Genomic DNA, 25,478 nt, shown 5'->3' on the forward strand with positions numbered 1-25,478 from the left:
GCAGGGACAAGGCCGCCCGGTGGGCAGGGGTTGCCCCTGCCCGGCCGTGAGCCGGATGCCCTGGTCCCTGAGGGATAACCATGGCCTGATTCCGGTCTGGGTGGCTAGGCCAGCCGCCCCACTTTGCGCACACTCTGCCTATGCATGCAGCCTTGAGACTGATCCACCACCGATTCCAGCAAGCCCAGCCCGGCGTCACCGGTTCGCCGGGGCTTGCCTCTACGCCATCCGCTGCCACCGTCACGGCAGTGCCCGGCAGCACCCCGCTGGTGCTCGACTCGCCCCACAGCGGCACGCAGTACCCGGCCGACTTTGGCTCCGCCTGCGACCTGCCCACGCTGCGCCGGGCGGAAGACACGCACGTCGAAAAGATTTACGCCTTTGCCCCCGCGCTGGGCGTGGCCTGGGTCGAGGCGCATTTCCCCCGCATCTACCTCGATGCCAACCGCGACACGACCGAGCTGGACACCAGCCTGCTCGACGGCGACTGGCCCGACCCCATCTCCACCGACCCCAAGGTGCTCAGCAAGGTGCGCCTGGGCAAGGGGCTGATCTGGAAGTTCACCGATGAAGGCGAGCCCATCTACAAGCGCCTGCTCACCGTGGCCGAGGTGCGCGCGCGCATCGACCGCTGCTGGCGCCCCTACCACGCGGCCGTGGCGCAGGCCATTGACGCGGCCCATGCGCGCCATGGCTACAGCATCCACCTCAACTGCCACTCCATGCCCGCCGTGGCCGGGCGCTTTGCCACCGAGTTCCCGGGGCTGGAGCACGCGGACTTTGTGATCGGCGACCGCGACGGCAGCACGGCCAGCCCGGCGCTGTCGGCGCTGATCTGCGAGCACCTGCGCGCGTGTGGCTACAGTGTGGAATACAACCACCCCTACAAGGGCGTGGAGCTGGTGCGCCGCTACGGCCACCCGGCGCAGCACCGCCACAGCATCCAGGTCGAGATCAACCGCAAGCTCTACATGGACGAGACCACGCTCGCCCAGCACCCCGAGGGCATGGCCCGCCTGCAGGCCGACCTGCAAGCCCTGGTGCACAAGCTGCTGGCGCACGACCCCCGCTGAGCACCCGGCGCGGGCCCGGCGGGCTCAGGCCACCAGCGTGGAGACCCCTTCGTAGAGCAGGCCCATGCTGTCCGCCGTGGCGATGTTGCTGTGGGCCAGGCCCGCGCGCGAACCATCGAGTGCGACCACCGACATGGCCTGAAAACCCGCGTCCTGGCCGTTGTGCAGCAGCCAACCTGTGCCGTGCGCCGCATGCACCAGCCAGCCCAGGCCATAGCGGCCTGCGGGGGCGTGCCCCAGGTCCTGCAGGCCCTTCACGTAGCTGCGCGGCAAGGGGGTGGCGTCGCCGCGCAACGCCCGCAGATGCCACTGCAGCCACCGTGCGTCCTCCTCCACTGTCAGGCTCACGGCGCCCGCCGGGTCCAGGACTTCCAGCCACACGCGTTCCGGCGCCTCGGCCAGGGGCAGGGGCTGCAGCCGCCCGTCCAGGATTTCATGCCCGGCGGGCTGCTGGCTGCCGGCACGCATCGGTTCTCCCACAAAGAGCGAAAGGCCCAGGGGCTGGGCCACGCGCTGGCGCAGCAGATCCGCCCACCCCAGGCCCGTGGCCGCGCGCAGCATGCGGGCCGCCAGCGCATAGCCTGCGTTGGAGTAGGCAAAGCCCGGGTCCGCGCCCGTCCCGCGAACGGGCGGCTGGCGCAGCAGCCACTGCAGGAAGAACGCCTCTGCCTCCGCAGGTTGCTGCAAGCGCGCCAGCACCTCGGGGCCCACTGCATTCACGAACAGGTCCACGTCTTCGATGGCTGAAAACCCCATCACCCCGGCACGGTGGTCCAGCAGGTCGCGCAGCGTGATCTGCTGGTAGGCGGACAGGGCGCTCCGCGCCAGCTCGGGCAGCGTCTGGGCCAGCGTGCTGTCCCAGCGCAGCAGGCCCTGGTCCACCACACTCGCTGCCGCGCAGGCCGTCATGGCCTTGGTGTTGGATCCGATGGCCATCAGGTCGCCGGTGGCCAGGGGCGCATTGCCCCCCAGGCGGCGCAGCCCCGCGACGGCTGTGCGGACCTGGCGCGGGTCTGCCCACCCGGCTGCGGCGCCCACCACGCCCTGCTTCACCAGCCCTTGCGCCAGAGTCTGCACCCGCTTGTGGGCTTCACGGGGGTCGTCGTCGTCGCCCCCACCGCAGGCGGTGAGCACACTGCCCAGCGCGGACAGGCCTGCAGCGGCCAGCCAGTGGCGGCGCGAGAGGAGGAAGGCGCTGCGCGCCGTGGACGGGGTAACAAGGTGGGTAGGGTTCATGGCATCTCGTGAAGTGAAGAAGATGCCGGGATTGTTGAAACGCGAACCTTGGGCGAACCCAAAGATCTGCGCTGGGCGTGGAGGTGCCGGGTACGGGTTGTCAGCCCGCCACCGGCCAGCGCAGCGTGAAGCCCACGCCCCGCCCGTGCAGCCCCGGCCCCAGGCGGACCTGCCCGCCCAGGTGGCCGATGGCCTGCTGCGCAATGGTGAGCCCCAGGCCCGATCCGCTGCTGCGCGCGCGTGGCGAGCGCCAGAAGCGCTCGAACACCCGTTCTTGCTCGCCGGCCGCTATGCCCGGGCCGTCGTCCGCAATCCAGACCACCACGTCGCCACCCTCCTGCCGCACCCGCAACTGCACCTCGCGCCCCGCGCCCGGGCCACAGCCGTGCTTGAGCGCGTTGTCCAGCACATTGCCCAGGGCGGACCAGAGCAGCTGGCGGTCCAACGGCAGTTCCAGGGTGTCCGGGCCGTCAAGCGACAGCTCCACGCCCAGACCCTCGGCCCAGCCCGCGCGCTCGGCCAGGCAGTCCTGCAGCAGCGCCATCAGGTCCTGGGGCGCGGCGGGGTGCAGCGCGGGGGCTTCTTCCAGGGCTGCCAGCGTGAGCAGCTGTTCGCTCAGGTGCGCGGCGCGCTGCACGGCGCGCGTCAGCGCCTCGCTGGCCTGCGCGCGTGCGGGGCCTTCGGGGGCTTGCGCCAGCACATGGGCCTGGGTGGCGATGACGGCCATGGGCGTGCGCAGCTCGTGGGCCGCGTCGTGCACCAGGGCCTTTTCGCGCGCCAGGTGGGCCCGCAGGCGGGCCAGCAGCTGGTCGAACGACTGGGCCAGGCCGTGCAGCTCGCGCTGGGGTGGCAGGTGCTGCAGCGGCCGCAGGTCATGGGCCGAGCGCGCGGCGATCTGGGCATCCAGCCGCGCCAGCGGGCGCAGCCCGGTGCGCACGGCCAGCCACAGCGGCAGGCCCACCAGCGGCAGCGCCAGCAGCACCGAGGCCGCCAGGTCTTCGCCCATGAAGCCCAGCAGGCGCGCATCGGCCAGGCGGGGCTCGGCCACCACCACGCGCCAGGGGCCCGTGCTTTCCCACGCCACCCAATGGGGTGTGCCAGCCACGTCCATCGCGGCATGGCCTGCGTCGCCTGCCAGCACCACCGCGTGCACACCGGCCGTGCTGCTGTGCAGCAGTTGGCCTGTGCGGTCCTGCAGCTGCAGCAGCAACGAAGTGCCCTGCAGCAGATCCACCTCTGCGCGCATGGCGTTGAGGGTGTGGGCCATGCCGTGCACCAGCGCCCGGGCCTCGGCGGGCTGGTCCAGCGCGGCCAGCGCCCCTGCCAGCCCCTGCGCGAGCTGGCGCACGCCGGGGTTGGTGTCCATGGCGCGGTAGTGGGTGATGGCCGCCTGGCCCAGCAGCACCAGCCACACCAGCGCCATGGCCGCGAGCAGCGCCAGCAGAGTGCGGCGCATGAGGCTCGGGCCCCACCAGCCGCGTGGGGGCGCGGGGGTTTCGGTCGGTGGTGTCATGGCTGCAGCCGGTAGCCCACGCCACGCACCGTGACCACGCGCTCTGCGCCGATCTTCTTGCGCAGGTTGGAGACATGCACCTCCAGCGTGGCGGCGTCCAGCGCGTCGCCCAGGGGTTCGAGCCGCTGGGCAAGCACGTTCTTGGCCACCACCTTGCCGGGTTCTCGCGCCAGCTCCACCAGCAGCCGGAACTCGCGCGGCGACAGCGCCAGGGGCTCGTCGCCCACCCAGGCCTCGTGCCGACGGGGCATCAGGCGCAGTGCGCCCAGCGTCCACTCCTCGCTGGCCTGGCGCGCACTGCGCCGCAGCACGGCGTGCAGGCGCGACAGCAACTCGGGCACGTCGAAAGGCTTGAGCACGTAGTCGTCGGCCCCGCCATCCAGGCCGTCGAGCCGGTCCTGCAAGGCGGTGCGGGCCGTGATCACGATCACCGGCAGGCTGAGGCCCGCGCGGCGCCAGCGGCGCAGCAGCGCCATGCCCTGGCCGTCGGGCAGGGTCAGGTCCAGCAGCACGGCGGCGACCTCGTTGGCGTCAGGCAGGGGCGGCGTGGCGGCCACGCTGCGCAGCCATTGCACCGTGAAGCCGCCCTGCTGCAGGGCTTGCAGCAGGGCCTGGCCCAGGTCCAGGTCGTCTTCGATGAGCAGGATGTGCATGGCCGCCATTTTCCGTGCCCCCAGCTTGCAGCCAGCCAAAGGCGCCGGACAGGGAGTTGGCGTCTTGGGCGCCCTAAAATCCTCGCACAGGCAGACAATGACGACACAGGCCCGCCCACGGGCCGCACCACCCAAGGAGACAGTCCGCATGCGCATCCTCATTGCCGAAGACGACCAGGTGCTGGCCGATGGCCTGCTGCGCACCCTGCGGGCCTCGGGCGCCGTGGTGGACCATGTCGCCAGCGGCACCGAGGCCGACGCGGCCCTGATGACCAACAACGAGTTCGACCTGCTCATCCTGGACCTGGGCCTGCCCAAGATGCATGGGTTGGAAGTGCTGAAAAAGTTGCGCAGCCGGGGCTCGGCGCTGCCGGTGCTCATCCTCACCGCCGCCGACAGCGTGGAAGAGCGCGTGAAGGGCCTGGACTTTGGCGCCGACGACTACATGGCCAAGCCCTTCAGCCTGCAGGAGCTGGAAGCGCGTGTGCGCGCCCTCACGCGCCGGGGCATGGGCGGCACCAGCAGTTCCATCAAGCACGGCCCGCTGGTGTACGACCAGGCCGGCCGCGTGGCCACCATCGACGGCAAGATGATTGAGCTGTCGGCGCGCGAGCTGGGCCTGCTGGAGGTGCTGCTGCAGCGCGCGGGCCGCCTGGTGAGCAAGGAGCAGCTGGTGGAGCGCCTGTGCGAGTGGGGCGAAGAGGTGAGCAACAACGCCATCGAGGTCTACATCCACCGCCTGCGCAAGAAGATCGAGGGCGGCCCCATCCGTATCGCCACCGTGCGCGGTCTGGGCTACTGCCTCGAAAAAATCCCTGGGTAGTATGAAATTGATAGCTATCAAGGCATGATGGATGCGCGGTAGCGGCCAATTTTCTTCATAAAACCAGCACGGCAAACGCCTTGAAGATCTTTCAGCGAGAGCAGCGCTCCCTGTTCGGCGAGATCCTCGACTGGATGCTCACGCCGCTGCTGCTGCTGTGGCCCGTGAGCCTTGCGCTGACCTGGCTGGTGGCGCAGGGCCTGGCCAACAAGCCGTTCGACCGTGCGCTCGAATACAACGCCCACGCGCTTGCTCAGCTGGTCACCGTGGCGGGCGATGCCGTCCAGTTCAACCTGCCCCAGCCCGCCAGCGAGATCCTGCGCGCCGACGACTCCGACATCGTCTACTACCAGGTCATCGGGCCGGGCGGCGAGTTCCTGTCGGGCGAACGCGAGCTGCCCGAGCCCGCGGCCGACGAGGTGCCCCTGTCGGGCGAGGTGCGCCTGCGCGACGCCGAGATGCGTGGCATCGAGATCCGCGTGGCCTACATCTGGGTGCGGCTGCCGCTGCCCGGCACCCCCATGGCGCTGGTGCAGGTGGCCGAAACGCGCGAAAAACGCAGCGTGCTGGCCACCGAAATCATCAAGGGCGTGATGCTGCCGCAGTTCGTCATCCTGCCGCTGGCCGTGCTGCTGGTGTGGCTGGCGCTGGCGCGCGGCATCCAGCCGCTGAACCAGCTGGAGCAGCGCATCCGCGCGCGCAAGCCCGACGACCTCTCGCCGCTGGACGACCGCACCGTGCCCCTGGAGGTGGCGCCGCTGGTGGCGTCGGTGAACGACCTGCTCCAGCGGCTGAGTGACTCCCTGGCCACGCAAAAGCGCTTTCTGGCCGACGCTGCGCACCAGCTCAAGACCCCGCTGGCGGGCCTGCGCATGCAGGCCGACCTGGCCCAGCGCGAAGGCACCAGCACTGAAGAACTCAAGCGCTCGCTGCAGCAGATCGGCCGCTCCAGCATCCGCGCCACCCACACCGTCAACCAGCTGCTGGCCCTGGCACGCGCCGAAGGCGGCGGCGTGGCGTTTGCGCGCCAGCCCTGCGACCTGGCGCGCCTGACCATCGAGGTGGTGCGCGACTCCGTGCCGCGTGCGCTCGACAAACACATCGACCTGGGCTACGACGGCGCCGAACCCGGCACCCCTGGCGTGGCCCTGGACGGCAACCCCACGCTGCTCAAGGAGCTGGTGCGCAACCTGCTCGACAACGCCATCAACTACACCCCCTCCACGGCCGAGAAACCCGGCGTGGTCACCGCCCGCGTGCTGGCCGACACCTTTGGCCAGGTGCTGCTGCTGCAGGTCGAAGACTCCGGCCCCGGCGTCCCCGAGGCCGAGCGCGAGCTGGTGTTCCAGCCCTTCTACCGCGCGCTGGGCAGCGAGGCCGACGGTTCCGGCCTGGGCCTGCCCATCGTGCTGGAGATCGCACGCCAGCATGGCGCCGAGGTCACGCTCGAAGACGCGCGCCCCGGCCAGCAGCCGCCGGGGGCGCGCTTCAGCGTGCGTTTTGTGGCGCGGGATGTGGTGGCGGAGGGCTGACCTGGCGGAGGGCCGGGCCTGTGCCGCCGCGGCGATGCCCTGGCCACCCGCCACGGAACCGGCCATCCGGCATCATGCGACCTCACCGCACTGACGCAGCACCCCCATGACGCCACCGCCCCGCCGCTTTGCCAACACCCACCCTGCCGTGGTGATCGGCAACTTCCCCTGGTACGAAATGGTCTGGCGCTCGCTGCGCGGCGATTTCAAGCCGCGCAGCGAACCGGCGGGCGGCTACGAGGCCTTTGCCCGGCAGTGGACGCAGCCCGTGTACCCGGCGCGCCTGGCACAGCGCCAGCAGGCGCCCGTGATCACCTGGCTGGGCCATGTCTCCATGCTGCTGCAGGTGGCGGGCCTGAACGTGCTGATGGACCCCACGCTGTGCGATTTTGCGGGCCCCCTGGGCCGCTTCGGCGCCCCGCGCCGCGTGCCCGCGCCCCTGGCGCCCGAGGAGCTGCCGCCCATTGACGTGGTGCTGATCTCGCACAACCACTACGACCACCTGTGCTACGGCACCTTGCGCCGCCTGCGCGACGCGGGCCAGTCGCCCCGCTTTGTGGTGCCGCTGGGGCTGGCCGACTGGTTCACCCAGCGGGGCATGGGCCCCGTCACCGCGCTGAACTGGTGGGAGCACGCCGACCTCGCCCCCGGCGTGCGCGTGGTGTTCACGCCGTCCCAGCACTGGAGCCGCCGCACCCCGTGGGACACGAATGCCTCGCTGTGGGGCGGGTATCTGCTGGAATGGGCGCGCCCGCAGGCGGCTGCGCCCTGGCGCTTTCTGTTCCCGGGCGACACGGGCTACAGCGACGACTTCAAGGCCATCCGCCAGCGCCTGGGGCCCGTGGACTTTCTGGCCCTGCCCATCGGTGCCTACCTGCCCCGCGACTTCATGAAGCCCATGCACGTAAACCCCGAGGACGCCGTGCAGCTGATGCTGGATGTGGAAGCCAGGCAGGCCATGGGCGTGCACTGGGGCACGTTCATGCTGACGCAGGAGGCCTTCGACCACCCGCCGCGCGACCTGGCCGCCGCACTGGCGCAGCGTGGCCTGCCGCAGGGCGAGACGCGCGCCATACCTTTGATGTAGCGCTGCGCTGACGTAGTGGCGGTGCTTACGCCACCTTCTGTACCGACATCAGTGCCATGTACAGAAAGCCCCGGGCCGTGGGCACGCGGTACACGCCCTGGGCGCCCAGCACCTGCGCGGCCACACCTGCCAGCTCCCAGCCATCGGTGGCATCGCCCTTCCACAGCGGCACCGTGAGGTGCGGGAAGCCCTGGGCTTCGCCAAACTCCCGCACCGCCGCGATGCGCGATACCACCGGGGCCTCGTTGTGGAAATTGGCCCAGGCCCACAGCCAGGTGCCGCTGGCCTCCGACACCGAGCCGATGAACTCGATGTCGGCCACCACACGGGGCACACCGCCGTCCGAGAAGGTCAAGGTGCCAGCGGACTGATCGTAGTCCCAGCGCTCAAAGCGCGAGATGCCGTGGTCCTGTTCCAGCGCGCGCTGCTTGTCCCGCAGCGTGTGGTGGCCCTGCGTCACCGCATCAATCCAGGCTGCTTCGGCATCGCCGTCCAGTGCCTCCACGCTGCGCGCCATGGCGTCCTGGTAGCAGTGGTGGCACAGGATCTGAAGGTCCAGGCATTGCGCGTTGTGTTCGTTCCACTCACCCCCATGCCCCATCAGCTCGGCGTTGCAGCTGGCGCACCAAGCGTCCGGGTAGGGGGTGTCTGGCGAGGGTGCATCGCAAAACCAGCGCTGCACCGGGTGGCGGCACAGGTGGCCGCAGACGTAGGTGGGCGCCGCTTCGCCGTGCTCGCCGCACTGGATGGATGTCGGCTCTTCGCTCATGGTGGCGCGGTGGGGATGAGGGGGCCTGGAGCAGGTTCTCAGCCGCAGGTGCGCAGCGTCTTGCCCGCCATGGCGCTGCGCAGGGCGTCCAGCTGGGGGCGCAGGGCATCGTTCACGGCGGGCAGGCGCAGTGTGAAGCCAGGGGCGTCGGGGCGCTCCTGCACCACGCGGGCCGTGCGCACGCCCTTGGTGCCCAGGTTGGCCAGCTCGCGCTCGGCGGCCTCTTTGGTGGTGAAGCGGCCCAGCGACAGGCCCAGTTCGAGCGTGCCCCCGGCGCGGTCGTGGTCCACCTTGCGGGCGCGCAGTTCGGCCCGCTTGCGGTCCAGCGTTTCCTGGTCTTCAAAGCGGCCCATGTAGACCATCCAGCGGCCTGCAATGGGTGTGGGCTCCAGCGCCCAGCTGCCCTGGGGCAGGGTTGCAGCGGCGGTGCGCAGGGCCTCGGCCTGGCGCTCGTCAAACACACCGGCCTGCAGGCACTCGCCGGGGTCAGCGGCCGGGGCGGCGGCGGATGCGGGATTGTCGGCGGCAGTGGTGGTGCTTGCGGTGGGCGCAGACGGTGCGGCAGGGGCGGGCACGGGCGCGCCCGAGGAGGTCTTGCTCGCATTCACCTTCAGGATCTGCAGCGTTTCGGGCCGGATCTGCTGGTTCATGCGCTGGGGCTCGGCCTGCTCCTGCGGGGCCCAGCCCCAGGGGCGCAGATGGCCCTGCGACCACGCGAAGTAGCCCGCGTTGGCCAGCAGCAGCACGATCACGGCGAGTCGGAGCATGGGGGAGGGCCTTTCTGCGGGCGTTCTTAAACCGGCGGCACGGCGCTGGGCCGGACGCTGATTTCGGAGCTAGTGATGGCCTGCATGCCGCCCGCCGTGTGCACCAGCAGGGCGCCATCGTCGCCCACGCCGTGCGCGGTGCCTGTGTGGCCATCGCTCAAGGTCACAGCACGGCCTTGCAGTACATCGCGCGCGGCGAACCGGGGCTGCATGGGCGCAAAGCCATAGCCTTCAAACGCCTGCAGCATGGCCGCCAGCGGTGGCACGATGCGCAGCAGGGCGGTGGGGGCATCCAGGCCCGGCTCCACGTCCTGCAGGCTGCCAGGGGGCATGCTCATGCCCTCGGCGCTGCGCGGCAGCACATTGATGCCGATGCCCACCACCACATAGCGTGTGGTGGCCGCGCCCGTCTGGGCAGAGATCGCCTGGGGCGCCACAAAACTCGCGGTCTCCACCAGGATGCCGCCCAGCTTGCGGTCGCCTGCGGCTCCGCCCAGCCAGAGGTCGTTGGGCCACTTCAGGCCGACGCGCGCGGGCTGGTTGGCGCCCAGTGGCGGCAGCACGGGCTGCAGGCTCTCGGCCACGCTCACACCCACAGCCAGCGAGAGGCCGGACCAATCCTTGGGCGCCAGCGGCAGGCCCAAAGACATCATCAGCGAAGCCCCCACATCGCTTTGCCATACCCGCCCCAGCCGCCCGCGCCCGGCGGTCTGCTGCTCGGCCACCAGCAGGGTGGGATCGCACCGGCCTGCGCGCGCGCGGCGCATGAGTTCGGTGTTGGTGGAGTCGATGGTGGGCAGCACCTCGACGGTGAAGCCCGGCAGCAGCGGTGACACCGCCTCCCAGATGGCCTCGGCGGGCCAGCGGATGGGGGCATTCATCGCCGGGCCTTTTTTGCGGCCTTGGCGGAAGGTTTGGACGGCGGCAGCGGCACCGGCGGCGCCCAGCCGCGCTTGGGCGCGAGCAGCGTGCCCCGGCAGTTGGGGCTGCCGCACCAGCAGGGATACTCGGCCTTGAGTTTCGGGGTGTAGCGCTCTTCGATGATCAGGCCGTAGTCGTAGTTCAGCTCTTCGCCCGCCTTGATGTTGCGCAGCGCGGTGATGAAAATGCGGCCGTCCCGCTCGTCGGCGTAGCAGTTGGGGTTGCAGCTGTGGTTGATCCAGCGCGACGAATTGCCGCCGAACTTTGCGTCGATCACATGGTCTTCATCCACATGGAAGTAGAACGTGTGGTTGGGCTGCAAGGGGTCGTGCGGGTGCCGGTCCTGCGCTTCCTGCCAGCCGATCACTTCGCCCGTGTATTCGACAAGGACTTCGCCCTCTGCAATATCCTGCACGGCAAACACGCCCTTGCCGTGCACGCCCGAGCGCCGCGTCTGGATGCGGCGGCCTGGTGCAACAGTGGGGGCAGCGGGCGGTGCGGTGCGGGGCATGGCAAAAACTCTGTTAACTTGAATATGCACACACATGCGCGTGCGCGTGTACGCGTGAGGCAACGGATTGTAGAAGCGACCGGCCGGATGCCGGACAGCCAGACTGGCGAGAAACCAAAAAATGACCAAGACCCTGGTAATTGCAGAAAAACCCTCGGTGGCGCAAGACATCGTGCGCGCACTGACCCCCGTGGCGGGCAAGTTCGAGAAGCACGAAGACCACTTCGAGAACGACCGCTATGTCGTCACCAGCGCCGTGGGCCACCTGGTGGAGATCCAGGCCCCCGAGCAGTTCGATGTGAAGCGCGGCAAGTGGAGCTTTGCGCACCTGCCGGTGATCCCGCCGTACTTTGACCTGAAGCCCGTGGACAAGACCAAGAGCCGCCTGAACGCGGTGGTCAAGCAGGCCAAGCGCAAGGACGTGACCGAACTCATCAACGCCTGTGACGCGGGCCGCGAGGGGGAGCTGATCTTCCGCCTGATCGAGCAGTACGCCGGTGGCGCCAAGCCCCTGGGCAAACCCGTCAAGCGCCTGTGGCTGCAAAGCATGACGCCGCAGGCCATCCGCGAGGGCTTTGACGCGCTGCGCTCCGAGCAGCAAATGGCGGGCTTGGCCAGCGCGGCGCGCAGCCGCTCCGAGGCCGACTGGCTGGTGGGCATCAACGGCACACGCGCCATGACTGCGTTCAACTCGCGCGACGGAGGTTTCTTCCTGACCACCGTGGGCCGGGTGCAGACGCCCACGCTGTCGCTGGTGGTGGAGCGCGAAGAAAAAATCCGCAAGTTCGTGAGCCGCGACTACTGGGAAATCCACGCCACCTTCGGCGCTGAAGCGGGTGAGTACCCTGCCAAGTGGTTCGACCCCAAGTGGAAGAAGGGCGAAGATGCGGAGGCCAAGGCCGACCGCGTGTGGTCTGCCGCAGAAGCCCAGGCGATTGCCAGTGCCGTGCGCGGCAAGCAAGCCACCGTCACCGAAGAGAGCAAGCCCACCACCCAGGCGTCGCCCCTGCTGTTCGACCTGACCAGCCTGCAGCGCGAGGCCAACGGCAAGTTCGGCTTCAGTGCCAAGACCACGCTGGCCCTGGCGCAAAGCCTGTACGAGCGCCACAAGGCCCTGACCTACCCGCGTACCGACTCGCGCGCGCTGCCCGAAGACTATTTGCCTGTCGCCAAGCAAACCTTTGAAATGCTGGCCGACAGCGGCATGCGCCACCTGGCGCCGCACGCGCTCACCGCGCTGAACAACAACTACGTGCGCCCGTCCAAGCGCATCTTCGACAACAGCAAGGTCAGCGATCACTTTGCCATCATCCCCACGCTGCAGGCACCGAGCGGCCTGAGCGAAGCCGAGCAAAAGCTGTACGACCTGGTCGTGCGCCGCTTCATGGCGGTGTTCTTCCCGAGCGCGGAATACACGGTGACCACGCGCATCAGCACCGTGGCCCCGCACAGCTTCAAGACCGAAGGTAAGGTGCTGGTCAAGCCCGGCTGGCTGGCCATCTATGGCAAGGAAGCGGCCGACGAAGTCGAAGGCGGCAAGGACGGCGACAAGGGCCAGAACCTGGTGCCGGTGAAACCCGGCGAAATGGTCAACACCCTGGCGGCGGATCCCAAGGGCCTCAAGACCAAGCCGCCCGCCCGCTACTCCGAAGCCACGCTGCTGGGCGCCATGGAAAGCGCGGGCAAGCAGATCGACGACGACGAGCTGCGCGAAGCCATGCAGGAAAAAGGCCTGGGCACGCCTGCCACGCGTGCGGCCATCATCGAAGGCCTGCTGACTGAAAAGTACATGCTGCGCGAAGGCCGCGAGATCATCCCCACGGCCAAGGCCTTCCAGCTCATGACGCTGCTGCGCGGGCTGGAGGTCGAGGAACTCTGCCGCGCCGACCTGACCGGCGAGTGGGAGTACAAGCTCTCGCAGATGGAAAAGGGCCAGCTCAGCCGCGAAGCCTTCATGGCCGAGATCGCCGCCATGACCGAGCGCATGGTCAAGAAGGCCAAGGAATACGACCGCGACACCATCCCCGGCGACTACGCCACGCTCGAATCGCCCTGCCCCAACTGTGGCGGCGTGGTGAAGGAGAACTACCGCCGTTTTGCCTGTGTGGGCAAGCCGGGTGCGGAAGGCTGCGGCTTCAGCTTCGGCAAGTCGCCCGCAGGCCGCACCTTTGAAACCGCCGAGGCCAACGCCCTGCTGCGCGACAAGAAGATCGGCCCGCTGGAGGGCTTCCGCTCCAAGGCAGGCTGGCCCTTCACGTCCGAGATCGTCATCAAATACGACGACGAGGCGCACAACTACAAGCTTGAATTCGACTTTGGCGACGACAAGAAGGGCGAAGAGTCCGGCGAGATTGTGGAGTTTGAAGACGCCGCGCTGGGCGCCTGCCCCATCTGCGGATCGGACGTGCACGAGCACGGCAGCAACTACGTGTGCAGCAAGGCCGTGCCCACCGCCGCGCAGCCCACGCCCAGCTGCACCTTCAAGAGCGGCAAGATCATCCTGCAGCAGCCCGTGGAGCGCGAGCAGATGACCAAGCTGCTCGACACCGGCAAGACCGACCTGCTCGACAAGTTTGTGAGCATGCGCACGCGCCGCAACTTCAAGGCCCACCTGGCGTGGGACAAGGAGGCGGGCAAGGTCAACTTTGAATTTGCGCCCAGCAAATTCCCCCCACGCCCGGGTGCTGCTGCAAAAACAGTAGCTGCCAAGGCAGGCAAGACGGGCGCAGCGGCCAAAAAAGCCCCTGCAAAGAAGGCTGCCGCCAAAACCACCGCCGCCAAAGCCCCGCGCAAGGCCGCCGCAGGCAAGGCGCCCAGCGCCGCCCTGGCCGCCGTGATCGGTAACGAGCCGGTGGCCCGCCCTGAGGCCGTCAAGAAGATGTGGGAATACATCAAGACCCACAACCTGCAGGACCCCAAGGACAAGCGCACCATCGTGGCCGATGACAAGCTGCGCGCCGTGTTCGGCAAGGACAGCGCAGGCATGTTCGAGCTGGCAGGCATCCTCGGCAACCACCTGGGCGGCGAAGGATGACGCCCCACGGCGCCAGGCCCGTCGCATCGCCCGCCTTGGGCGTGTGGCGCACCGTGCTGGTGGTCGTTGCTGTTGCTGCTGTGCTGGGCGGTTGCAGCAGCACACCGGGCTCCGCACGGTCCAGCGACCCCGCCAGCCCGCAGCCATCGCAGGGCGCCAGCGGCGTGTCCGTGTTTGGCGACATCGATGTGGGCGTGACGCGCGAGCGCACGCGCTGACGGCACCCCGCGCCCGCGCGAAGCCTGCCGCCGCCCAGTGCAGCGCGATGGATGGAGCGGGCGCCGCACGGGAGAGAGAGATGATGGAACCCGCACTGTCCCTGCAGATCGCCACCGCCGTCCACCACCGCATCCACACCGTCACGGTGCGCATGGATTCGGTGGGCTGGGTGGTGTCGGGCACCAAGCACCTGGTAACGCCCGACGGCGGGCATCGCTACCCCAGCGGGCGCGTGTTTGTGCTGCCGCGCGGCGCGCAGTGGGAAATCGTCAACGACCCCGCCCCGCAGGGCCGCTACGTGGCGCGGCTCCTGTGTTTTGCGCCCGAGCTGGTGGAGCAGTTCCACCGCCAGTTCGGCCAGTTTGTGGCCGTGCCCGCAGTGCAAGGCTGCGCGGGCCTGGCGGCCGATGCGGCGTTTGAAGACAGCTACATGCGTGCCGTGGCGGCGCTGGAGAGCGAGGCCAGCTCGCAGGCCCTGCGCGAACACCGCGCGCTCGAAGTGCTGCTGATGCTGGCCGAGGCGGGCATCGTGTTTGCCTCGCCGGGCGAGCTGGGCTGGGCCGAGCGTGTGCGCCGCCTCATCGGCCCCAGCCCCCAGGCCAACTGGACGCTGGAGCGCATCGCCGCCGCGTTTGCGATGAGCGCCAGCACCTTGCAGCGCCGCCTGGCGCAAGAGGGCGAAACCGTGAGCCAGTGCCTGCGCGATGTGCGGCTGGAGACGGGGCTCATGCTGCTGCAAAGCTCCGCGCTGCAGGTGTCCGAGATCGCGGCCCGCTGTGGCTACGAATCACACAGCCGCTTCAGCGCCGCGTTCCGCGAGCGTTTTGGTTTTTCGCCCTCGCAGCTGCGCCCCTGACGCTGCGGCTGACGCGCCGCGCACAACCTTTGACGCCGACGGGCGAGTGCAATGGCCCGCCGCACCGCACCATCAAGCCCTTGTTTCACCCCGCAATCGCAAGGAGCCTTTCTGATGTCGTTTCCTCTTTCGCGCCCCCTTCGCGCCCTCACCGCCGCCGCCGCCCTGGGCCTTGCACTGGCCGCCCCAGCCCAGGCCTTCACCCTCACCAGCCCCGACTTTGCCGAAGGCAGTACGCTGCCCCAGCGCTTCGAGTTCAAGGGCTTTGGCTGCGCGGGTGACAACCAGTCGCCCGCCCTGCGCTGGAGCGGCGCACCCGCAGGCACGCAGAGCTTTGCCATCACCGCCTACGACCCCGACGCGCCCACGGGCTCGGGCTGGTGGCACTGGTCGGTGGTCAACATCCCCGCCAGCGTGACCGAGCTGCGGACCGACGCTGGCGCTGCGGGCGGCGCCAAGCTGCCCGCAGGCGCCAGCCATGTGCGCATTGACTACGGCGTGGCTGCCTGGGGCGGCACCTGCCCGCCCGAGGGCGATGCGCCGCACCGCTACATCTTCACGGTGCATGCGCTCAAGGTGCCGCGCCTGGACCTGCCTGCCGACGCCACTGCTGCGTTGGCGGGGTACATGATCAACGCCAACAGCCTGGGCAAGGCCACGCTCACGGCACGCTACGGGCGCCCTGCGGCCAAAGGCAAGCAGCAGTGACCGTGTGGGCTGGGGCGCTGTGATGTTTTAAGCTTGGTGGTCATCCATCCCGCCGCAGGCCCACCCATGCGCAGCCCCCGCGAACGAGCCCTTTGGTCCCTTCTGGCCGCACTGCTGCTGGCCGCTGCCGCCGCAGCCTGGTGGACCGCCGACCAGTGGCTGCCCCAGGCCGGGCCCTGGACCGAACAGGCCTGGAAAAAGATCACCCGCCCCGGGCCCGAGTCCCTGCCGCCCGACAAGCGCCCCGCTGCTGCGCAGGCCCGCCCCGCGCAGACGGGCGCATCCCAGCCCGTGGCCCCGCAGCCGCGCAAATGTGTGCGGGACGGCCGCACCACTTACACCGACCAGCCCTGCCCCAAGGGCAGCCAGGAGCTGCCGGTGGATGGCGCAGTCACGTCGCTGCCGCCTGCGCAGTAAGCGGCTGGCGGCGAGCTGTGGCGGTGTATGGGACCGTGGTGGGCATGTCGCTTTTTTCCTAGCCCGCGAGGGGGCCGCGCGGATTCAATCGGTGCCTTGATTCACTGCCCCAGGCCTTTCTCAATTCTGGAGGGCCGCTTGCACCGATGCACCACCACCAACCCCTGCGCGTTTTTCTTTTCCTGCTGGCCGCCCTGGGCCTGGCCATCCCCTGGTACTTCAACACCCTGTACTTTCTGGCCGGTGGCAGCGTGATGCCCGGTGTCTTCTGGCGCGACGCCTTTGCCAACGCGCTCACCACCGGCATCACCTGCGACGTGTACCTGGCCGCCGTGGCGTTCTCGGCCTGGGTGGCGGCCGACCGCCGCCTGGGCGCGTGGCGCTGGGCCTATATCGCGGCGTGCTTTGGTATCGGGCTCGCGTTTGTGATGCCGCTGTACCTGGCTCAGCGCTTGCGGATGGACGCAGCCCGCTCCAGCGGCTGACCCGGCTGCGCCAGCGCACCCACCTGCAGGGGCCAGTGTTCGCTGACCGGGCTGCGGCTGCCCTGCACCAGGGCCTGCAGCGGCTGGCCCGCCAGCCTGCGCACATCGCGGGCCATGTGCGACTGGTCGTAGTAGCCCTGGTCCACCGCCAGGCCCACCACCGGGTCGCCGGGCGCGGCCAGGGCGTTGCCCAGCGTGCTGTTCAGCCGCGCAATCACCTGAAACTGCTTGGGCGCCATGCCCCAGTGCGCCACAAAGCGGCGTTCAAACTGCCGCTGGCTCAGGCCCAGACGCTGGCCCGCGTCTGTTGCATCGTCGCTGGCCGCGTGCAGCAAAGCCAGCGCCTGATGCCGCCGCGCCTCACAAAGCGATGGCGGAGCAACCCACTGGCGGATGAACTGGCACAGCACCTGCAGCCGCGCACCATCGTCCGCCGCCGCGCGCACTGCGTGTTCCACCTCGGCCCAAGCGGGGCCCACCAGTTCAGCCAGCGGCCGCAGCGTGTTCACCAGCCCGCGCGCGCTGGCAAACAGCGCCGCTGCGGCCTCGGGCTGCAGCACCAGCCCCACTGCCCGCACTGGCCCGCTGTGTTCATACACCGTGGCCGTAGCGCTGGCGCTCATCCAGGCCGATGGCGGCACGGGCTCACCCCGGCACACCACCTGGCCTGCCAGCCGCACCACCAGCATGCTCGACACCATGGCCGGGAAATGCGACTGTGCCAGCGCCGCCGGGGCATCGACCACCACGGCGGCCATCAGCCAGGGCTGTAAATCGGGGGGGACGGGCACCAAACGCTGCATGCCTGGATTCTGCACACCTGCGTGCAAGGAGCGGTGGCCCATGTCACGGTCATTTGCCAAGGCGCCAGCCACCCGCGCGACACGCGTCTGCCGCACGCCCCGACTATGCTTTGCGCTTCGCCCACCGGCCCACGCACACCCGCGCCCCGCACCATGCAGCCAACCCCTACCCGATCCCTGCCCATGGCGGGCGCCACCAACTTCCGCGACCTAGGCGGCTACACCGGCCACGGCGGGCGGCCCGTGAAGTGGCGGCGCATCTTCCGCTCTGACCACCTGGCGGGCCTGACCGCGCAGGACCAGGCCCTGCTGGCCGAGCTGGGCGTGGCCCGCGCGGTGGACTTTCGCGGCCAGGCCGAAAGCGCCGCCTACGCTTACGCATTGCCCGGCGTGGCCTACCATCCGCTGCACATCGAGCCCACCGTGGTGCAGCGCGCGCTGGAGCTGCAGCGCACCGGCCGCCAGCTCACCGCCCAAGATGCCGTGGGGCTCATGCAAGACACCTACCGGGGCTTTGTGCACGACAACGCCCCGCGTTTTGCCGAACTGTTCCGCCTGCTGCTGGCCAGCGACGCGCCCATGGTGTTCCACTGCACCGCTGGCAAAGACCGCACCGGCTTTGCCGCCGCCCTCATCCTGCTCACGCTGGGCGTGCCGCGCGACGTGGTCATGCACGACTACTTGCTCACCAACAGCCTCTACCGCCGCCCCGAAGGCATGGGCAGCCACGCCCCCGAAGAAGTGCTGGCCGTGCTGTGGCGCGTGCAGGAGGAGTTTCTGGACGCCGCCCTGCACATGGTGGACAACGACTTTGGCGGGCTGCAGGCGTATCTGGTGGACGTGCTGGGCGTGGATGCCGCCGCGCAGAAGGAATTGGCGGGGCGGTACCTGCAGGCAGAGTAGGGTTCGTGCAGGTCGCAGACATGCAAGGGTCGCTAATGTCTGCGCACAAGTGGTTTCCAATGTCACGTTTTGCGGCTGTGTGGCGCTCCTAGAATTCGGCCGCCCCAAGCGCCTGGACGAGCCCCGACAGGTGTGTTTGTGCGGCTTTGCCAGCAAACGAATGTCATACATCTACGACAACCCAGAGTCATTGGCCAAGCAACCGCTCGTGGGCACGCACCACTGCGTTGCACTTGTTAAGCACTACGCCAAAGCGCCCGCCGCATCGCTCTGGAGAGAAGGGGGCTCTGTGAAAGGCAATATGCTGCTCAAAAAGGGCACCGCCATCGCAACCTTCGTCAATGGAAAGTACCCAAACCAAGGCACTGGCAACCATGCGGCGTTGTATGTGTCCCAGGATGCATCGGGAATCACGGTCGTCGATCAATGGTCCGGCAGCGGCACGATCCGCTTGCGTCGTTTGATGTTTCTCGGCAAGGACAAGACAGGGAAGTACGTGGACCCCAGCAACAATGGCGACGCCTTTTCGGTGGTGGAGTAATCGGTATGACGCATAAATTTGGCCTGAGTCTTTTACTGACTGTTTTGGGCGCGAACGGCGTCGCCATTGCGCAAGAGGCCTCAGGTACCGCAGCGACGCCCATGGCAATCGCTTGCCCGCCATCAATCCAGGTCCAGCAGACGCCAACCCCCGCCCTTGCTTCAGGATGGAAAACCCGCGGCAGCAACGACACACATCCTCTTGCCAACATTGCCTTCTACGCGGGGCCACCAGAAGAGATGGCCCAACTGGCGCCTGGCAGCCAGCAGCGCAAAGGCAAGACGCTCACCTCGCGATGGCTGCTCGCTCCGACCGACCGCGTTTACTGGGTGGCTTGTGAGTACGCAGGGACATCGGCCACCGTTACCAAGCCGCTCGAAAAAAACATTACGTCTTGTGTTGCCGAGCACGACATGAACAGCGCGCCACCGGTGCTTAAACGATGGAGCTGCCGCGGCGGGCCAGCGGGGTAGCAGGCTGCTGAAATGCCTCCTGGCAACACCAAAAACGGCGTTCCCGATGGTCGCTTGCCCCTTGGGTGCCTCAGAAAGATCGCCTCAGGCCGTTTTATGAGGTCGAACTTTTGCGGTTGGCATCAGCAAACCAGTATTTCAGCAGCCTGGTAGGCAGGAGTGAGCCGTACTACGACTCTCTGAGAGAGAGTGCCTTTTAATAAAAATTCTAATAATGGCCGAAATTAAAATTACTTCGCCAATTGGGAAAACCGTTGGAAATAACCCTCATGAGGTACAAGCGGTTCAGCGAGCTCTCAATCGCCATATGAACTGCAAGATCGGCTATCAGCCCATTAAAGAGGATGGTCGGATTTCCCCTGAAACACTCCAAGCGATCTATGTTTTTCAAAGAATGCTTGGCATAACACCTGCAGACTCTATCATTCTCCCCAACGGTTCGACGCATAGGGCCCTTGATCAAGATATTATAAGAATTCTCAATCCCACCGCAGCATGCGTTGTTGCCGATCAAGAAAAAATAAGACAAGTAATTATTGATCGAGTAAATATTGTTGAGCGCAAAACGTGGCAGGCTTTGAATCCTGCCAAGATTCCCCAGAATGACTGGAGCTACCAGTCCATCGCCATTCATCATGCGGGTAATTCGTTTTCATGTGGTGCAAGCGGTGTTGATGCCCTTAAGCAAGCCGAGAAGATCGATATCAGTAGCTTCGGACAAATTAGCTATCACTACGCTATCGATTGTCGAGGGGTGGTTTATGAAGCGCTCGATATTCGCCATAAGGGCGCGCACATTGAAAGAGGAAACACGGGCGTCATCGGAGTGGTTTTCTTGGCTGACTTGAGCGTTCGAGGTGAAGCATCCCGCTACGGTCCTGGTGTCGCAAACGTCACGCGTAACAGGGGAGTACGAGCCGGGGTGTCTGAGTTCTTGGGAGTGCAAAAGGATCAACTGGCGGTTAATCACGATGAGCCATCTGAGCTGCAAATGTCCAAAGCGGAAAAATTAGTTGGAACTCTGACCGAATTTTTCCCTATTAAGCGTCTTGGAGGGCATCGGGAATTTGCGCAAGCTGCGGGCAGTAGCAGGGCATGCCCGGGAATTTACGGAATGATCATTGCGGAGCAACTGCGTACAAAGTTTGGTTTTATTAAGCCTTGATATGACAAAAAAAATCGCCTTTTTTGTCGGTGGACTTTCTTTGTTTCTGGTTGCATGGCTTTTTGTTGGGTTTGATCGATACGTTGGGGACCATGAGGTGGGGAGTGGATGGAATCCTTTTATAAAGACAGATCCAACGTTCCAAGTTCTTTTTAGGAACCCTGCGCAATATACACTCGATCGTGATTCGTTTGATTCACTTGACAACACGCGAAAAGATCAATTCCTGGCGTATTGTAGTATTCGATATGGAATTCACGATCCTTATCGCTGCGAGGAATATATTGAAGAAGCGCGGGTCAGGTAATAGCTAGACGAATGCCATCCAAATAGGCATACAGCATTCAGTGCAGACGACTGGAACACCATTGATCGGAGAATCGGACGGCTGCACTGGATAACGTGGTGCGGACCGGCCAGCTTAAGGCCGGGGCCCCGCAACAATGCAGAAGTGCAGCTCGCCCGTGTATTACAAGAAGGCTGCTTTACCAGTGCCTACATTGCTGCCCACGCCGCAGCTTTGGCCGCATTGCGCTGGCACAGCTACCGCAGCGGAACCGGTTCACCGTGTTCCAGCGTCTGGCTCACACATTGAACTGCCGGCTCACGCGCTGGGGAGTACTGGACGCCGTCCGGCAAAAGCGTAACCTCGCCGAATACGAAGGCTACCTTGAGGTGGAAGAAGCCGCGATCTCAGCGATGAGCACACTAGCCGTGCAACTGATTGCCGAGGTGTGCACATTGCTCGGGCCAGCGACGCGCCCATGGTGTTCCACTGCACCGCTGGCAAAGACCGCACCGGCTTTGCCGCCGCCCTCATCCTGCTCACGCTGGGCGTGCCGCGCGACGTGGTCATGCACGACTACCTGCTCACCAACGCGCTCTACCAACGCCCGCCCGGCATGGGCAGCCACGCCCCCGAAGAAGTGCTGGCCGTGCTGTGGCGCGTGCAGGAGGAGTTTCTGGACGCCGCCCTGCACATGGTGGACAACGACTTTGGCGGGCTGCAGGCGTATCTGGTGGACGTGCTGGGCGTGGATGCCGCAGCGCAGAAGGAATTGGCGGGGCGGTACCTGCAGGCGGTGTGACGCCCTGATGTGCCTTGCTGGTTGGCGTGCCCGCAGCCCACCGACCACGGCGCACTGTTGCTTGTGCGCTGCAGGCTCCCGCTTTTTTCTGTGGCGCGGGGCCGATGCCCCGGATTCAGCCGGCCCCGGTGGGTAGCATGCCCAGCTTTACTTTTCTGCGGCGCTTTGATGCGCCCTTGCTCTCATGATCCGACTGGTACTGATCGCCCTGGTGTTGCTGGGTGGCTTTTATGCGCATGGCCGTTTGACGTTTTCCGAACCACGCGTGATGGGCTGGATGACACAGCACGCCGCGCGCAGCATGCAGGGCGACAGCGTGGCCTGTGACGACTACGCCGACGACCTCAAGGTCGAGCTGACCGCCAAGGGCCAGCGCGGGCGCTGGGAGGTCGAGGGCGGCAAGGCAGAGATGTGTGGCTACCTCAAGCAATCGGCCGCCGCGTTGACGGTGCTGCAGGCCACCACACAGACCGAGTTCGACAACGTGCGCATCACACGCGGCGGCTTTCCGTGGACCACCGCCCGGCTGCAGTACACCCAGCGCACCACGGTGCAGGCAGGCGGCCTGCCCAGCATGACGGTGACCAGCGAAGACGCGATGGTGCTGGCCCGCACCCCCGGCGGCCTGCGCATTCGGGAGCTGCAGTCGCAGTCGTCGGGCGGGCTGTGAGGGCTGCGGGAGCGGCGGTGGGGCTCAGCGGACCCGCACCGACGCCCCCGTCGCATAAAACTGCCCCCCCGCCACATAGTGCAGCGTGCGCAGCTCCTCCGGCGCAGTGTCGAACTCCCAGTGCCCTTGGCGGAACACGCGCTCATCCGCCCAGGCGGCCACGACTTCGCCAATGAACAGGTCGTAGGCCTGCTGGTTGTGGGGCTCGGGCAGCACGCGGCACAGGAGCCAGGCGGCGCAGCCTTGCACCAGCGGGGGCGTGGTGTGCGCGGGGTGGCCAGGGGCGCTGAACAGTTCCACGCCATGGCGCTGGAGCTTGTCGGGCTGGGTCTTGGCGCTGTCGGTGCCCAGGGCGACGGTGAGGGCGGCCAGGGGCACGGTGGGCAGCTGCAGAGCGAACTGGCCGCTGGCCTCCACCAGCTCGCGGGTGCGTGTGGCCTTGTCGAGCACCACCGTGACCTTGGGCGGCGCAAAGTCCAGCGCGCAGGCCCAGGATGCCGCCATCACGTTGTGCTGGCCCGCGTGGGCGGCCGACACCAGCACGGTGGGGCCGTGGTTGAGTAGGCGGTAGGCCTTGTCGAGGGGGACGGGGCAGGCGTGGGGCGGGGTGGGCATGTGGGGCGAGGCGTTGGGCGCTGTGGTTGGGGGGGTATTTGCTATGCATTTCATAGCTTTTGGCGCTTGATGGTCGCGCGCAGACGGCCATTTTGGCTTGAAAAACCGGGGCGAGACAGTCGCAGGGTTTTGGAGAATGCCGCGCACCCCGGGGCGGCGTAGTCCCGCTGCTACCAGCAAGTAACATGCTCCTGCTTCTCAGCGTTTATCAACTGCCCCCCGGGGCCCTATGGAGACAACACGATGTTCAGTCATGTGATGGTCGGCGTGAACGACCTGGAGGTGTCGAAGGTGTTCTACGACGCACTGCTCGGCACGCTGGGTGTGCCGCCCGGTGTGGCCAACAAGAACCGCTATTTCTACCGGGGCCCGCACGGCACCTTTGGCATCACCACGCCCATCAACGGCGAGCCCGCCACGTTTGCCAATGGCGGCACCATCGGGTTTGCGATGCAGTCGCCCGAGCAAGCCGATGCCTTCCACGCCGCCGGGGTGGCGCATGGCGGCACCACCTGCGAAGACCCGCCGGGCTGGCGCGAAGGCCCGGGCGGTCGGCTCTACCTGGCCTATGTGCGCGACCCGGACGGCAACAAGCTCTGCGCGCTGCACCGCCCGCCCAAGTGATGCGGGTTCAGGCGCTCTGGCCTTGGGCGCCGGGCCGCCGCACGGCGCGCACCTTGCCGCTGCCACCGCCACCGCAGTAGAAGAGGCCTGCCCCGTCGGACTCAAGCCCGCTCACGCCCACGCCTGCGGGCATGTCCAGCTGCTGCAGCACGGCGCCGCTGGTGGGGTCTATGTGGCGCAGGCTGCTTTCTTCGCCCTCCCAGGTGCCGTGCCACAGCTCGCCATCCACCCAGGTCACGCCGGTGACGAAGCGGTTGGATTCGATGGTGCGGCGGATCGCGCCCGTGGCGGGGTCGATCTGGTGGATCTTGCGGTCACGGTACTGCCCCACCCACAGGCTGCCTTCGGCCCAGGTCAGGCCCGAGTCATTGCCGCCGCCCGGCGCGGGGATGGTGGCCAGTACCTGGCCCGTGGCCGGGTCGATCTTGTCGATGCGCGACTCGGCGATCTGGTAGAGGTGCGTGCCATCAAACGCCGTGCCCGCGTCACACAACACGTTCAGCGTGCGGGTGGTGGCGCCGCTGGCCGGGTCAAAGCCCACCAGTTGCTCGCCCGTGGCGGCCCACACGCGCTGGCCGTCGTGTGTCACGCCGTGGATGGTGCTGGCTCCGTGGAAGGGGCCGTACTCGCGCACGACCTCGGCGGGGCGGCGCGAGGCAATGGGCAGCTGCAGGTGCGATGGGGGCGTGTCGCCCAACTGGCTGCCGCAGGCGGTGTCGTGGGTGGATGTTGCAAGCGTGGTGTCGGTCATGTCGATGGCTCCTTGCGGGGGGTGCCCGGTGCACGCTGATGGGGTGGTGCGGTGGGCGGTGTGGCCACTTTAGGGATTTGGCTGTGTGGTGGGGAGTAACAAGATCGTCGTGAATCCCACCAGCGGCGCGGCCACCCAGCGGCGGGCGCGGGCCTGGCCGATGGCGCGCACCTGGCTGCTGGCCTCCAGCTCGGCCAGCGCGCGCTGCACGGTGCGCTGGCTGTCGCCCAGGGCCAGTGCCAGGGCCGATGTGGACCAGGCCGCACCGTCGGCCAGCAGCGCCAGCAGCGCGCCCTGATCGCCATCCACCGGGGGGGCGAGCACGGCCACGGTGCGGCCCGCCAAAGGCCGCAGCACAAAGCCGCGCGCCGTGGCCTCCACGCCCGCCAGCGGCGCGATGAGTTTGCGCAGGCGGCCCATCTCCACGCGCAGCCGGGCGCGGTGCGTCTCGTCGGGGTGGCGGGTGCGGAACACGCTCGCAATCAGCGCCTCGCGGTCCACATCGTCGGGCCAGGCCTGGGCCAGCGCGCGCACCAGCGCAAACAGCACGGGGCGGCGCGCCAGGGGCAGCGCCACGCCACCCGCAAGCACCGCGTGGCGGCAGGCATCGACCACCAGCGTATGGCTGGATGCGCGCAACGCGGCCACGTCCTGCAGCCGCAGTGCCTGTTCGCTGCCCGGTGCCAGCAGGCGCGCAGCGGGCTGGGCCAGCAGCGCACGCGCGTGGGCCACCTCGGCCTGCAGGGCGGGCACACCGGCATGTTGTGCGGCCCGCTCGGCATGTTGCAGGGCGGCGTGGGCGGCGTCGATGTGCAGGGCGCGCAGCGCCAGTTCTGCGCGGGTGAGTCCGGCCACGGCGGCCAGCGGGGCGGGCAGGTGAGTGGGCAGGGGCACACCGTCGGCCGGGTGGGCTGCCAGCATGTCGGATGCCTCTGCCAGGCGCCCCAGCAGCACCAGCCTGCGCGCCGCCACCAGCCGGGCCTGCAGCGCGTTGGTGGTGTCGCCGTGGGCCTGCAGCGTGTGGGCCGCTGCCAGCAGGGCTGCGGGGCCCTTGCTGCCATCGCCGCCCAGGTCGCGCTGGGCCAGGGCCACCTCGGCCTCGGCCACCACACAGCGGGCGCGGGCCACGGGCTCGTGGGCGCCAAACGCGCGGGCGGCGCGGCGCAGCAGTTCGCGGGCGCGCGGGTGTTCGCCCAGCTGGGCCATGGCGATGCCGCGCAGGGCCAGCGCGGGCGGGTCGT

The 25,478-nt window shown here is 67.8% G+C and carries 28 protein-coding genes and 1 pseudogene; 18 read left to right on the top strand and 11 right to left on the bottom strand.

Annotation, left to right across the window (positions count from 1 at the left end; all coding sequences use genetic code 11):
• Positions 1 to 140: 140 nt before the first annotated feature.
• Entirely contained in the window at positions 141 to 1,073 is a 933-nt protein-coding gene (locus tag CBY09_RS11325; protein ID WP_094289584.1) for an N-formylglutamate amidohydrolase, read from the top strand.
• Positions 1,074 to 1,097: 24 nt separating this feature from the next.
• Here the strand turns inward: CBY09_RS11325 and CBY09_RS11330 are convergent, their stop codons facing one another.
• From CBY09_RS11330 to CBY09_RS11340, 3 genes are all read right to left on the bottom strand, one after another.
• A complete protein-coding gene (locus CBY09_RS11330; protein ID WP_094289586.1) occupies positions 1,098 to 2,309 on the bottom strand; it encodes a serine hydrolase domain-containing protein in 1,212 nt (403 codons plus the stop codon).
• A gap of 100 nt (positions 2,310 to 2,409) precedes the next feature.
• On the bottom strand, positions 2,410 to 3,822 hold the full coding sequence (locus CBY09_RS11335; RefSeq protein WP_240515684.1) for a sensor histidine kinase: 1,413 nt from the start codon (positions 3,820 to 3,822) through the stop codon (positions 2,410 to 2,412).
• A complete protein-coding gene (locus CBY09_RS11340; protein WP_094289629.1) occupies positions 3,819 to 4,475 on the bottom strand; it encodes a response regulator in 657 nt (218 codons plus the stop codon). Before CBY09_RS11340 ends, CBY09_RS11335 begins: the two co-directional genes overlap by 4 nt.
• A 148-nt stretch (positions 4,476 to 4,623) precedes the next feature.
• Here CBY09_RS11340 and CBY09_RS11345 point away from each other — a divergent pair, with 148 nt between their 5' ends.
• The 3 genes from CBY09_RS11345 (at position 4,624) to CBY09_RS11355 (ending at position 7,917) form a co-directional block, all read left to right on the top strand.
• Complete coding sequence (locus tag CBY09_RS11345; protein WP_063459706.1) at positions 4,624 to 5,298, top strand: response regulator; 675 nt, start codon at positions 4,624 to 4,626, stop codon at positions 5,296 to 5,298.
• 80 nt (positions 5,299 to 5,378) lie between these two features.
• Positions 5,379 to 6,830 carry a sensor histidine kinase gene (locus CBY09_RS11350; RefSeq protein WP_094289590.1) on the top strand — a complete coding sequence of 484 codons (1,452 nt, stop codon included), beginning with the start codon at positions 5,379 to 5,381 and terminating at the stop codon, positions 6,828 to 6,830.
• A 106-nt stretch (positions 6,831 to 6,936) separates the two neighbouring features.
• Entirely contained in the window at positions 6,937 to 7,917 is a 981-nt protein-coding gene (locus CBY09_RS11355; RefSeq protein ID WP_094289592.1) for an MBL fold metallo-hydrolase, read from the top strand.
• A gap of 25 nt (positions 7,918 to 7,942) precedes the next feature.
• Here CBY09_RS11355 and CBY09_RS11360 read toward each other — a convergent pair whose 3' ends face one another.
• From CBY09_RS11360 to CBY09_RS11375, 4 genes are read right to left on the bottom strand one after another with little or no spacing between them, the layout of a single operon-like run.
• Positions 7,943 to 8,686 carry a DUF6882 domain-containing protein gene (locus CBY09_RS11360; RefSeq protein WP_094289594.1) on the bottom strand — a complete coding sequence of 248 codons (744 nt, stop codon included), beginning with the start codon at positions 8,684 to 8,686 and terminating at the stop codon, positions 7,943 to 7,945.
• Between the two features lie 38 nt (positions 8,687 to 8,724).
• Positions 8,725 to 9,453 carry a sporulation protein gene (locus tag CBY09_RS11365; protein ID WP_094289596.1) on the bottom strand — a complete coding sequence of 243 codons (729 nt, stop codon included), beginning with the start codon at positions 9,451 to 9,453 and terminating at the stop codon, positions 8,725 to 8,727.
• A 26-nt stretch (positions 9,454 to 9,479) separates the two neighbouring features.
• Positions 9,480 to 10,334 carry a biotin--[acetyl-CoA-carboxylase] ligase gene (locus CBY09_RS11370; RefSeq protein ID WP_094289598.1) on the bottom strand — a complete coding sequence of 285 codons (855 nt, stop codon included), beginning with the start codon at positions 10,332 to 10,334 and terminating at the stop codon, positions 9,480 to 9,482.
• Positions 10,331 to 10,885, bottom strand: a complete 555-nt coding sequence (locus tag CBY09_RS11375) for an SET domain-containing protein (protein WP_094289600.1) — start codon at positions 10,883 to 10,885, stop codon at positions 10,331 to 10,333. Before CBY09_RS11375 ends, CBY09_RS11370 begins: the two co-directional genes overlap by 4 nt.
• A gap of 121 nt (positions 10,886 to 11,006) precedes the next feature.
• On the opposite strand from CBY09_RS11375, the gene CBY09_RS11380 reads away from it, so the two are divergent.
• The 6 genes from CBY09_RS11380 (at position 11,007) to CBY09_RS11405 (ending at position 16,604) form a co-directional block, all read left to right on the top strand.
• A complete protein-coding gene (locus CBY09_RS11380) occupies positions 11,007 to 13,919 on the top strand; it encodes a DNA topoisomerase III (RefSeq protein ID WP_094289602.1) in 2,913 nt (970 codons plus the stop codon).
• On the top strand, positions 13,916 to 14,137 hold the full coding sequence (locus CBY09_RS11385; protein ID WP_094289604.1) for a hypothetical protein: 222 nt from the start codon (positions 13,916 to 13,918) through the stop codon (positions 14,135 to 14,137). The genes CBY09_RS11380 and CBY09_RS11385 overlap by 4 nt, the downstream gene beginning before the upstream one ends.
• An 83-nt stretch (positions 14,138 to 14,220) precedes the next feature.
• A complete protein-coding gene (locus CBY09_RS11390; protein WP_240515685.1) occupies positions 14,221 to 14,994 on the top strand; it encodes a helix-turn-helix transcriptional regulator in 774 nt (257 codons plus the stop codon).
• 114 nt (positions 14,995 to 15,108) lie between these two features.
• Positions 15,109 to 15,702 (top strand): YbhB/YbcL family Raf kinase inhibitor-like protein, encoded by a 594-nt coding sequence (locus tag CBY09_RS11395; RefSeq protein ID WP_094289608.1) that lies wholly within the window; start codon positions 15,109 to 15,111, stop codon positions 15,700 to 15,702.
• 66 nt (positions 15,703 to 15,768) lie between these two features.
• Positions 15,769 to 16,119 carry a DUF4124 domain-containing protein gene (locus tag CBY09_RS11400; protein ID WP_094289631.1) on the top strand — a complete coding sequence of 117 codons (351 nt, stop codon included), beginning with the start codon at positions 15,769 to 15,771 and terminating at the stop codon, positions 16,117 to 16,119.
• A 146-nt stretch (positions 16,120 to 16,265) separates the two neighbouring features.
• A complete protein-coding gene (locus CBY09_RS11405) occupies positions 16,266 to 16,604 on the top strand; it encodes a DUF2834 domain-containing protein (RefSeq protein ID WP_094289609.1) in 339 nt (112 codons plus the stop codon).
• Here the strand turns inward: CBY09_RS11405 and CBY09_RS11410 are convergent.
• Complete coding sequence (locus tag CBY09_RS11410; RefSeq protein WP_094289633.1) at positions 16,565 to 17,407, bottom strand: AraC family transcriptional regulator; 843 nt, start codon at positions 17,405 to 17,407, stop codon at positions 16,565 to 16,567. The two genes, CBY09_RS11405 and CBY09_RS11410, sit on opposite strands and share 40 nt — an antisense overlap.
• 153 nt (positions 17,408 to 17,560) lie before the next feature.
• Between CBY09_RS11410 and CBY09_RS11415 the strand changes: the two genes are divergently transcribed.
• From CBY09_RS11415 to CBY09_RS11440, 7 genes and pseudogenes are all read left to right on the top strand, one after another.
• Positions 17,561 to 18,310 (top strand): tyrosine-protein phosphatase, encoded by a 750-nt coding sequence (locus CBY09_RS11415; protein WP_094289611.1) that lies wholly within the window; start codon positions 17,561 to 17,563, stop codon positions 18,308 to 18,310.
• Positions 18,311 to 18,470: 160 nt separating this feature from the next.
• Entirely contained in the window at positions 18,471 to 18,851 is a 381-nt protein-coding gene (locus CBY09_RS11420) for a BPSL0067 family protein (protein ID WP_165773902.1), read from the top strand.
• Positions 18,852 to 18,856: 5 nt separating this feature from the next.
• Entirely contained in the window at positions 18,857 to 19,324 is a 468-nt protein-coding gene (locus tag CBY09_RS11425; RefSeq protein WP_094289613.1) for an STY0301 family protein, read from the top strand.
• Between the two features lie 214 nt (positions 19,325 to 19,538).
• Positions 19,539 to 20,489: a peptidoglycan recognition protein family protein gene (locus tag CBY09_RS11430; RefSeq protein ID WP_240515686.1), complete on the top strand. Its 951-nt coding sequence runs from the start codon at positions 19,539 to 19,541 to the stop codon at positions 20,487 to 20,489.
• Between the two features lies 1 nt (position 20,490).
• Entirely contained in the window at positions 20,491 to 20,796 is a 306-nt protein-coding gene (locus tag CBY09_RS23695; protein ID WP_133066280.1) for a hypothetical protein, read from the top strand.
• 442 nt (positions 20,797 to 21,238) lie between these two features.
• A pseudogene (locus CBY09_RS11435) lies at positions 21,239 to 21,577 on the top strand (tyrosine-protein phosphatase); the annotation flags it as partial.
• Between the two features lie 184 nt (positions 21,578 to 21,761).
• Entirely contained in the window at positions 21,762 to 22,247 is a 486-nt protein-coding gene (locus tag CBY09_RS11440) for a hypothetical protein (RefSeq protein WP_094289617.1), read from the top strand.
• Between the two features lie 24 nt (positions 22,248 to 22,271).
• Here CBY09_RS11440 and CBY09_RS11445 read toward each other — a convergent pair whose 3' ends face one another.
• Positions 22,272 to 22,862 carry a flavin reductase family protein gene (locus CBY09_RS11445; RefSeq protein WP_094289619.1) on the bottom strand — a complete coding sequence of 197 codons (591 nt, stop codon included), beginning with the start codon at positions 22,860 to 22,862 and terminating at the stop codon, positions 22,272 to 22,274.
• 243 nt (positions 22,863 to 23,105) lie between these two features.
• On the opposite strand from CBY09_RS11445, the gene CBY09_RS11450 reads away from it, so the two are divergent.
• Entirely contained in the window at positions 23,106 to 23,486 is a 381-nt protein-coding gene (locus CBY09_RS11450; RefSeq protein WP_094289621.1) for a VOC family protein, read from the top strand.
• Between the two features lie 7 nt (positions 23,487 to 23,493).
• Here the strand turns inward: CBY09_RS11450 and CBY09_RS11455 are convergent, their stop codons facing one another.
• Both CBY09_RS11455 and CBY09_RS11460 read right to left on the bottom strand, forming a co-directional pair.
• Positions 23,494 to 24,237, bottom strand: coding sequence for a Vgb family protein (locus CBY09_RS11455; RefSeq protein WP_240515687.1), 744 nt, complete (start codon positions 24,235 to 24,237; stop codon positions 23,494 to 23,496).
• A gap of 69 nt (positions 24,238 to 24,306) precedes the next feature.
• Positions 24,307 to 25,478: ATP-binding protein (locus tag CBY09_RS11460; RefSeq protein WP_094289623.1), on the bottom strand; the 1,172-nt coding region annotated here is incomplete at its 5' end.

It is taken from the genome of Acidovorax kalamii, assembly GCF_002245625.1.
GTDB lineage: Bacteria > Pseudomonadota > Gammaproteobacteria > Burkholderiales > Burkholderiaceae_C > Acidovorax > Acidovorax kalamii.

Excerpts from the sequence above, each read along its gene's own strand:
- CBY09_RS11420 (WP_165773902.1), top strand. The coding sequence starts at position 18,471 with ATGTCATACATCTACGACAACCCAGAGTCATTGGCCAAGCAACCGCTC.
- CBY09_RS11395 (WP_094289608.1), top strand. The coding sequence starts at position 15,109 with ATGTCGTTTCCTCTTTCGCGCCCCCTTCGCGCCCTCACCGCCGCCGCC.
- CBY09_RS11410 (WP_094289633.1), bottom strand. The coding sequence starts at position 17,407 with ATGCAGCGTTTGGTGCCCGTCCCCCCCGATTTACAGCCCTGGCTGATG.
- CBY09_RS11450 (WP_094289621.1), top strand. The coding sequence starts at position 23,106 with ATGTTCAGTCATGTGATGGTCGGCGTGAACGACCTGGAGGTGTCGAAG.
- CBY09_RS11375 (WP_094289600.1), bottom strand. The coding sequence starts at position 10,885 with ATGCCCCGCACCGCACCGCCCGCTGCCCCCACTGTTGCACCAGGCCGC.
- CBY09_RS11370 (WP_094289598.1), bottom strand. The coding sequence starts at position 10,334 with ATGAATGCCCCCATCCGCTGGCCCGCCGAGGCCATCTGGGAGGCGGTG.
- CBY09_RS11345 (WP_063459706.1), top strand. The coding sequence starts at position 4,624 with ATGCGCATCCTCATTGCCGAAGACGACCAGGTGCTGGCCGATGGCCTG.
- CBY09_RS11365 (WP_094289596.1), bottom strand. The coding sequence starts at position 9,453 with ATGCTCCGACTCGCCGTGATCGTGCTGCTGCTGGCCAACGCGGGCTAC.
- CBY09_RS11325 (WP_094289584.1), top strand. The coding sequence starts at position 141 with ATGCATGCAGCCTTGAGACTGATCCACCACCGATTCCAGCAAGCCCAG.
- CBY09_RS11380 (WP_094289602.1), top strand. The coding sequence starts at position 11,007 with ATGACCAAGACCCTGGTAATTGCAGAAAAACCCTCGGTGGCGCAAGAC.
- CBY09_RS11400 (WP_094289631.1), top strand. The coding sequence starts at position 15,769 with ATGCGCAGCCCCCGCGAACGAGCCCTTTGGTCCCTTCTGGCCGCACTG.
- CBY09_RS11340 (WP_094289629.1), bottom strand. The coding sequence starts at position 4,475 with ATGCACATCCTGCTCATCGAAGACGACCTGGACCTGGGCCAGGCCCTG.
- CBY09_RS11430 (WP_240515686.1), top strand. The coding sequence starts at position 19,539 with ATGGCCGAAATTAAAATTACTTCGCCAATTGGGAAAACCGTTGGAAAT.
- CBY09_RS11335 (WP_240515684.1), bottom strand. The coding sequence starts at position 3,822 with ATGACACCACCGACCGAAACCCCCGCGCCCCCACGCGGCTGGTGGGGC.
- CBY09_RS11405 (WP_094289609.1), top strand. The coding sequence starts at position 16,266 with ATGCACCACCACCAACCCCTGCGCGTTTTTCTTTTCCTGCTGGCCGCC.
- CBY09_RS11445 (WP_094289619.1), bottom strand. The coding sequence starts at position 22,862 with ATGCCCACCCCGCCCCACGCCTGCCCCGTCCCCCTCGACAAGGCCTAC.
- CBY09_RS11440 (WP_094289617.1), top strand. The coding sequence starts at position 21,762 with ATGATCCGACTGGTACTGATCGCCCTGGTGTTGCTGGGTGGCTTTTAT.
- CBY09_RS11415 (WP_094289611.1), top strand. The coding sequence starts at position 17,561 with ATGCAGCCAACCCCTACCCGATCCCTGCCCATGGCGGGCGCCACCAAC.
- CBY09_RS11355 (WP_094289592.1), top strand. The coding sequence starts at position 6,937 with ATGACGCCACCGCCCCGCCGCTTTGCCAACACCCACCCTGCCGTGGTG.
- CBY09_RS23695 (WP_133066280.1), top strand. The coding sequence starts at position 20,491 with ATGACAAAAAAAATCGCCTTTTTTGTCGGTGGACTTTCTTTGTTTCTG.
- CBY09_RS11455 (WP_240515687.1), bottom strand. The coding sequence starts at position 24,237 with ATGACCGACACCACGCTTGCAACATCCACCCACGACACCGCCTGCGGC.
- CBY09_RS11390 (WP_240515685.1), top strand. The coding sequence starts at position 14,221 with ATGGAACCCGCACTGTCCCTGCAGATCGCCACCGCCGTCCACCACCGC.
- CBY09_RS11385 (WP_094289604.1), top strand. The coding sequence starts at position 13,916 with ATGACGCCCCACGGCGCCAGGCCCGTCGCATCGCCCGCCTTGGGCGTG.
- CBY09_RS11330 (WP_094289586.1), bottom strand. The coding sequence starts at position 2,309 with ATGAACCCTACCCACCTTGTTACCCCGTCCACGGCGCGCAGCGCCTTC.
- CBY09_RS11360 (WP_094289594.1), bottom strand. The coding sequence starts at position 8,686 with ATGAGCGAAGAGCCGACATCCATCCAGTGCGGCGAGCACGGCGAAGCG.
- CBY09_RS11425 (WP_094289613.1), top strand. The coding sequence starts at position 18,857 with ATGACGCATAAATTTGGCCTGAGTCTTTTACTGACTGTTTTGGGCGCG.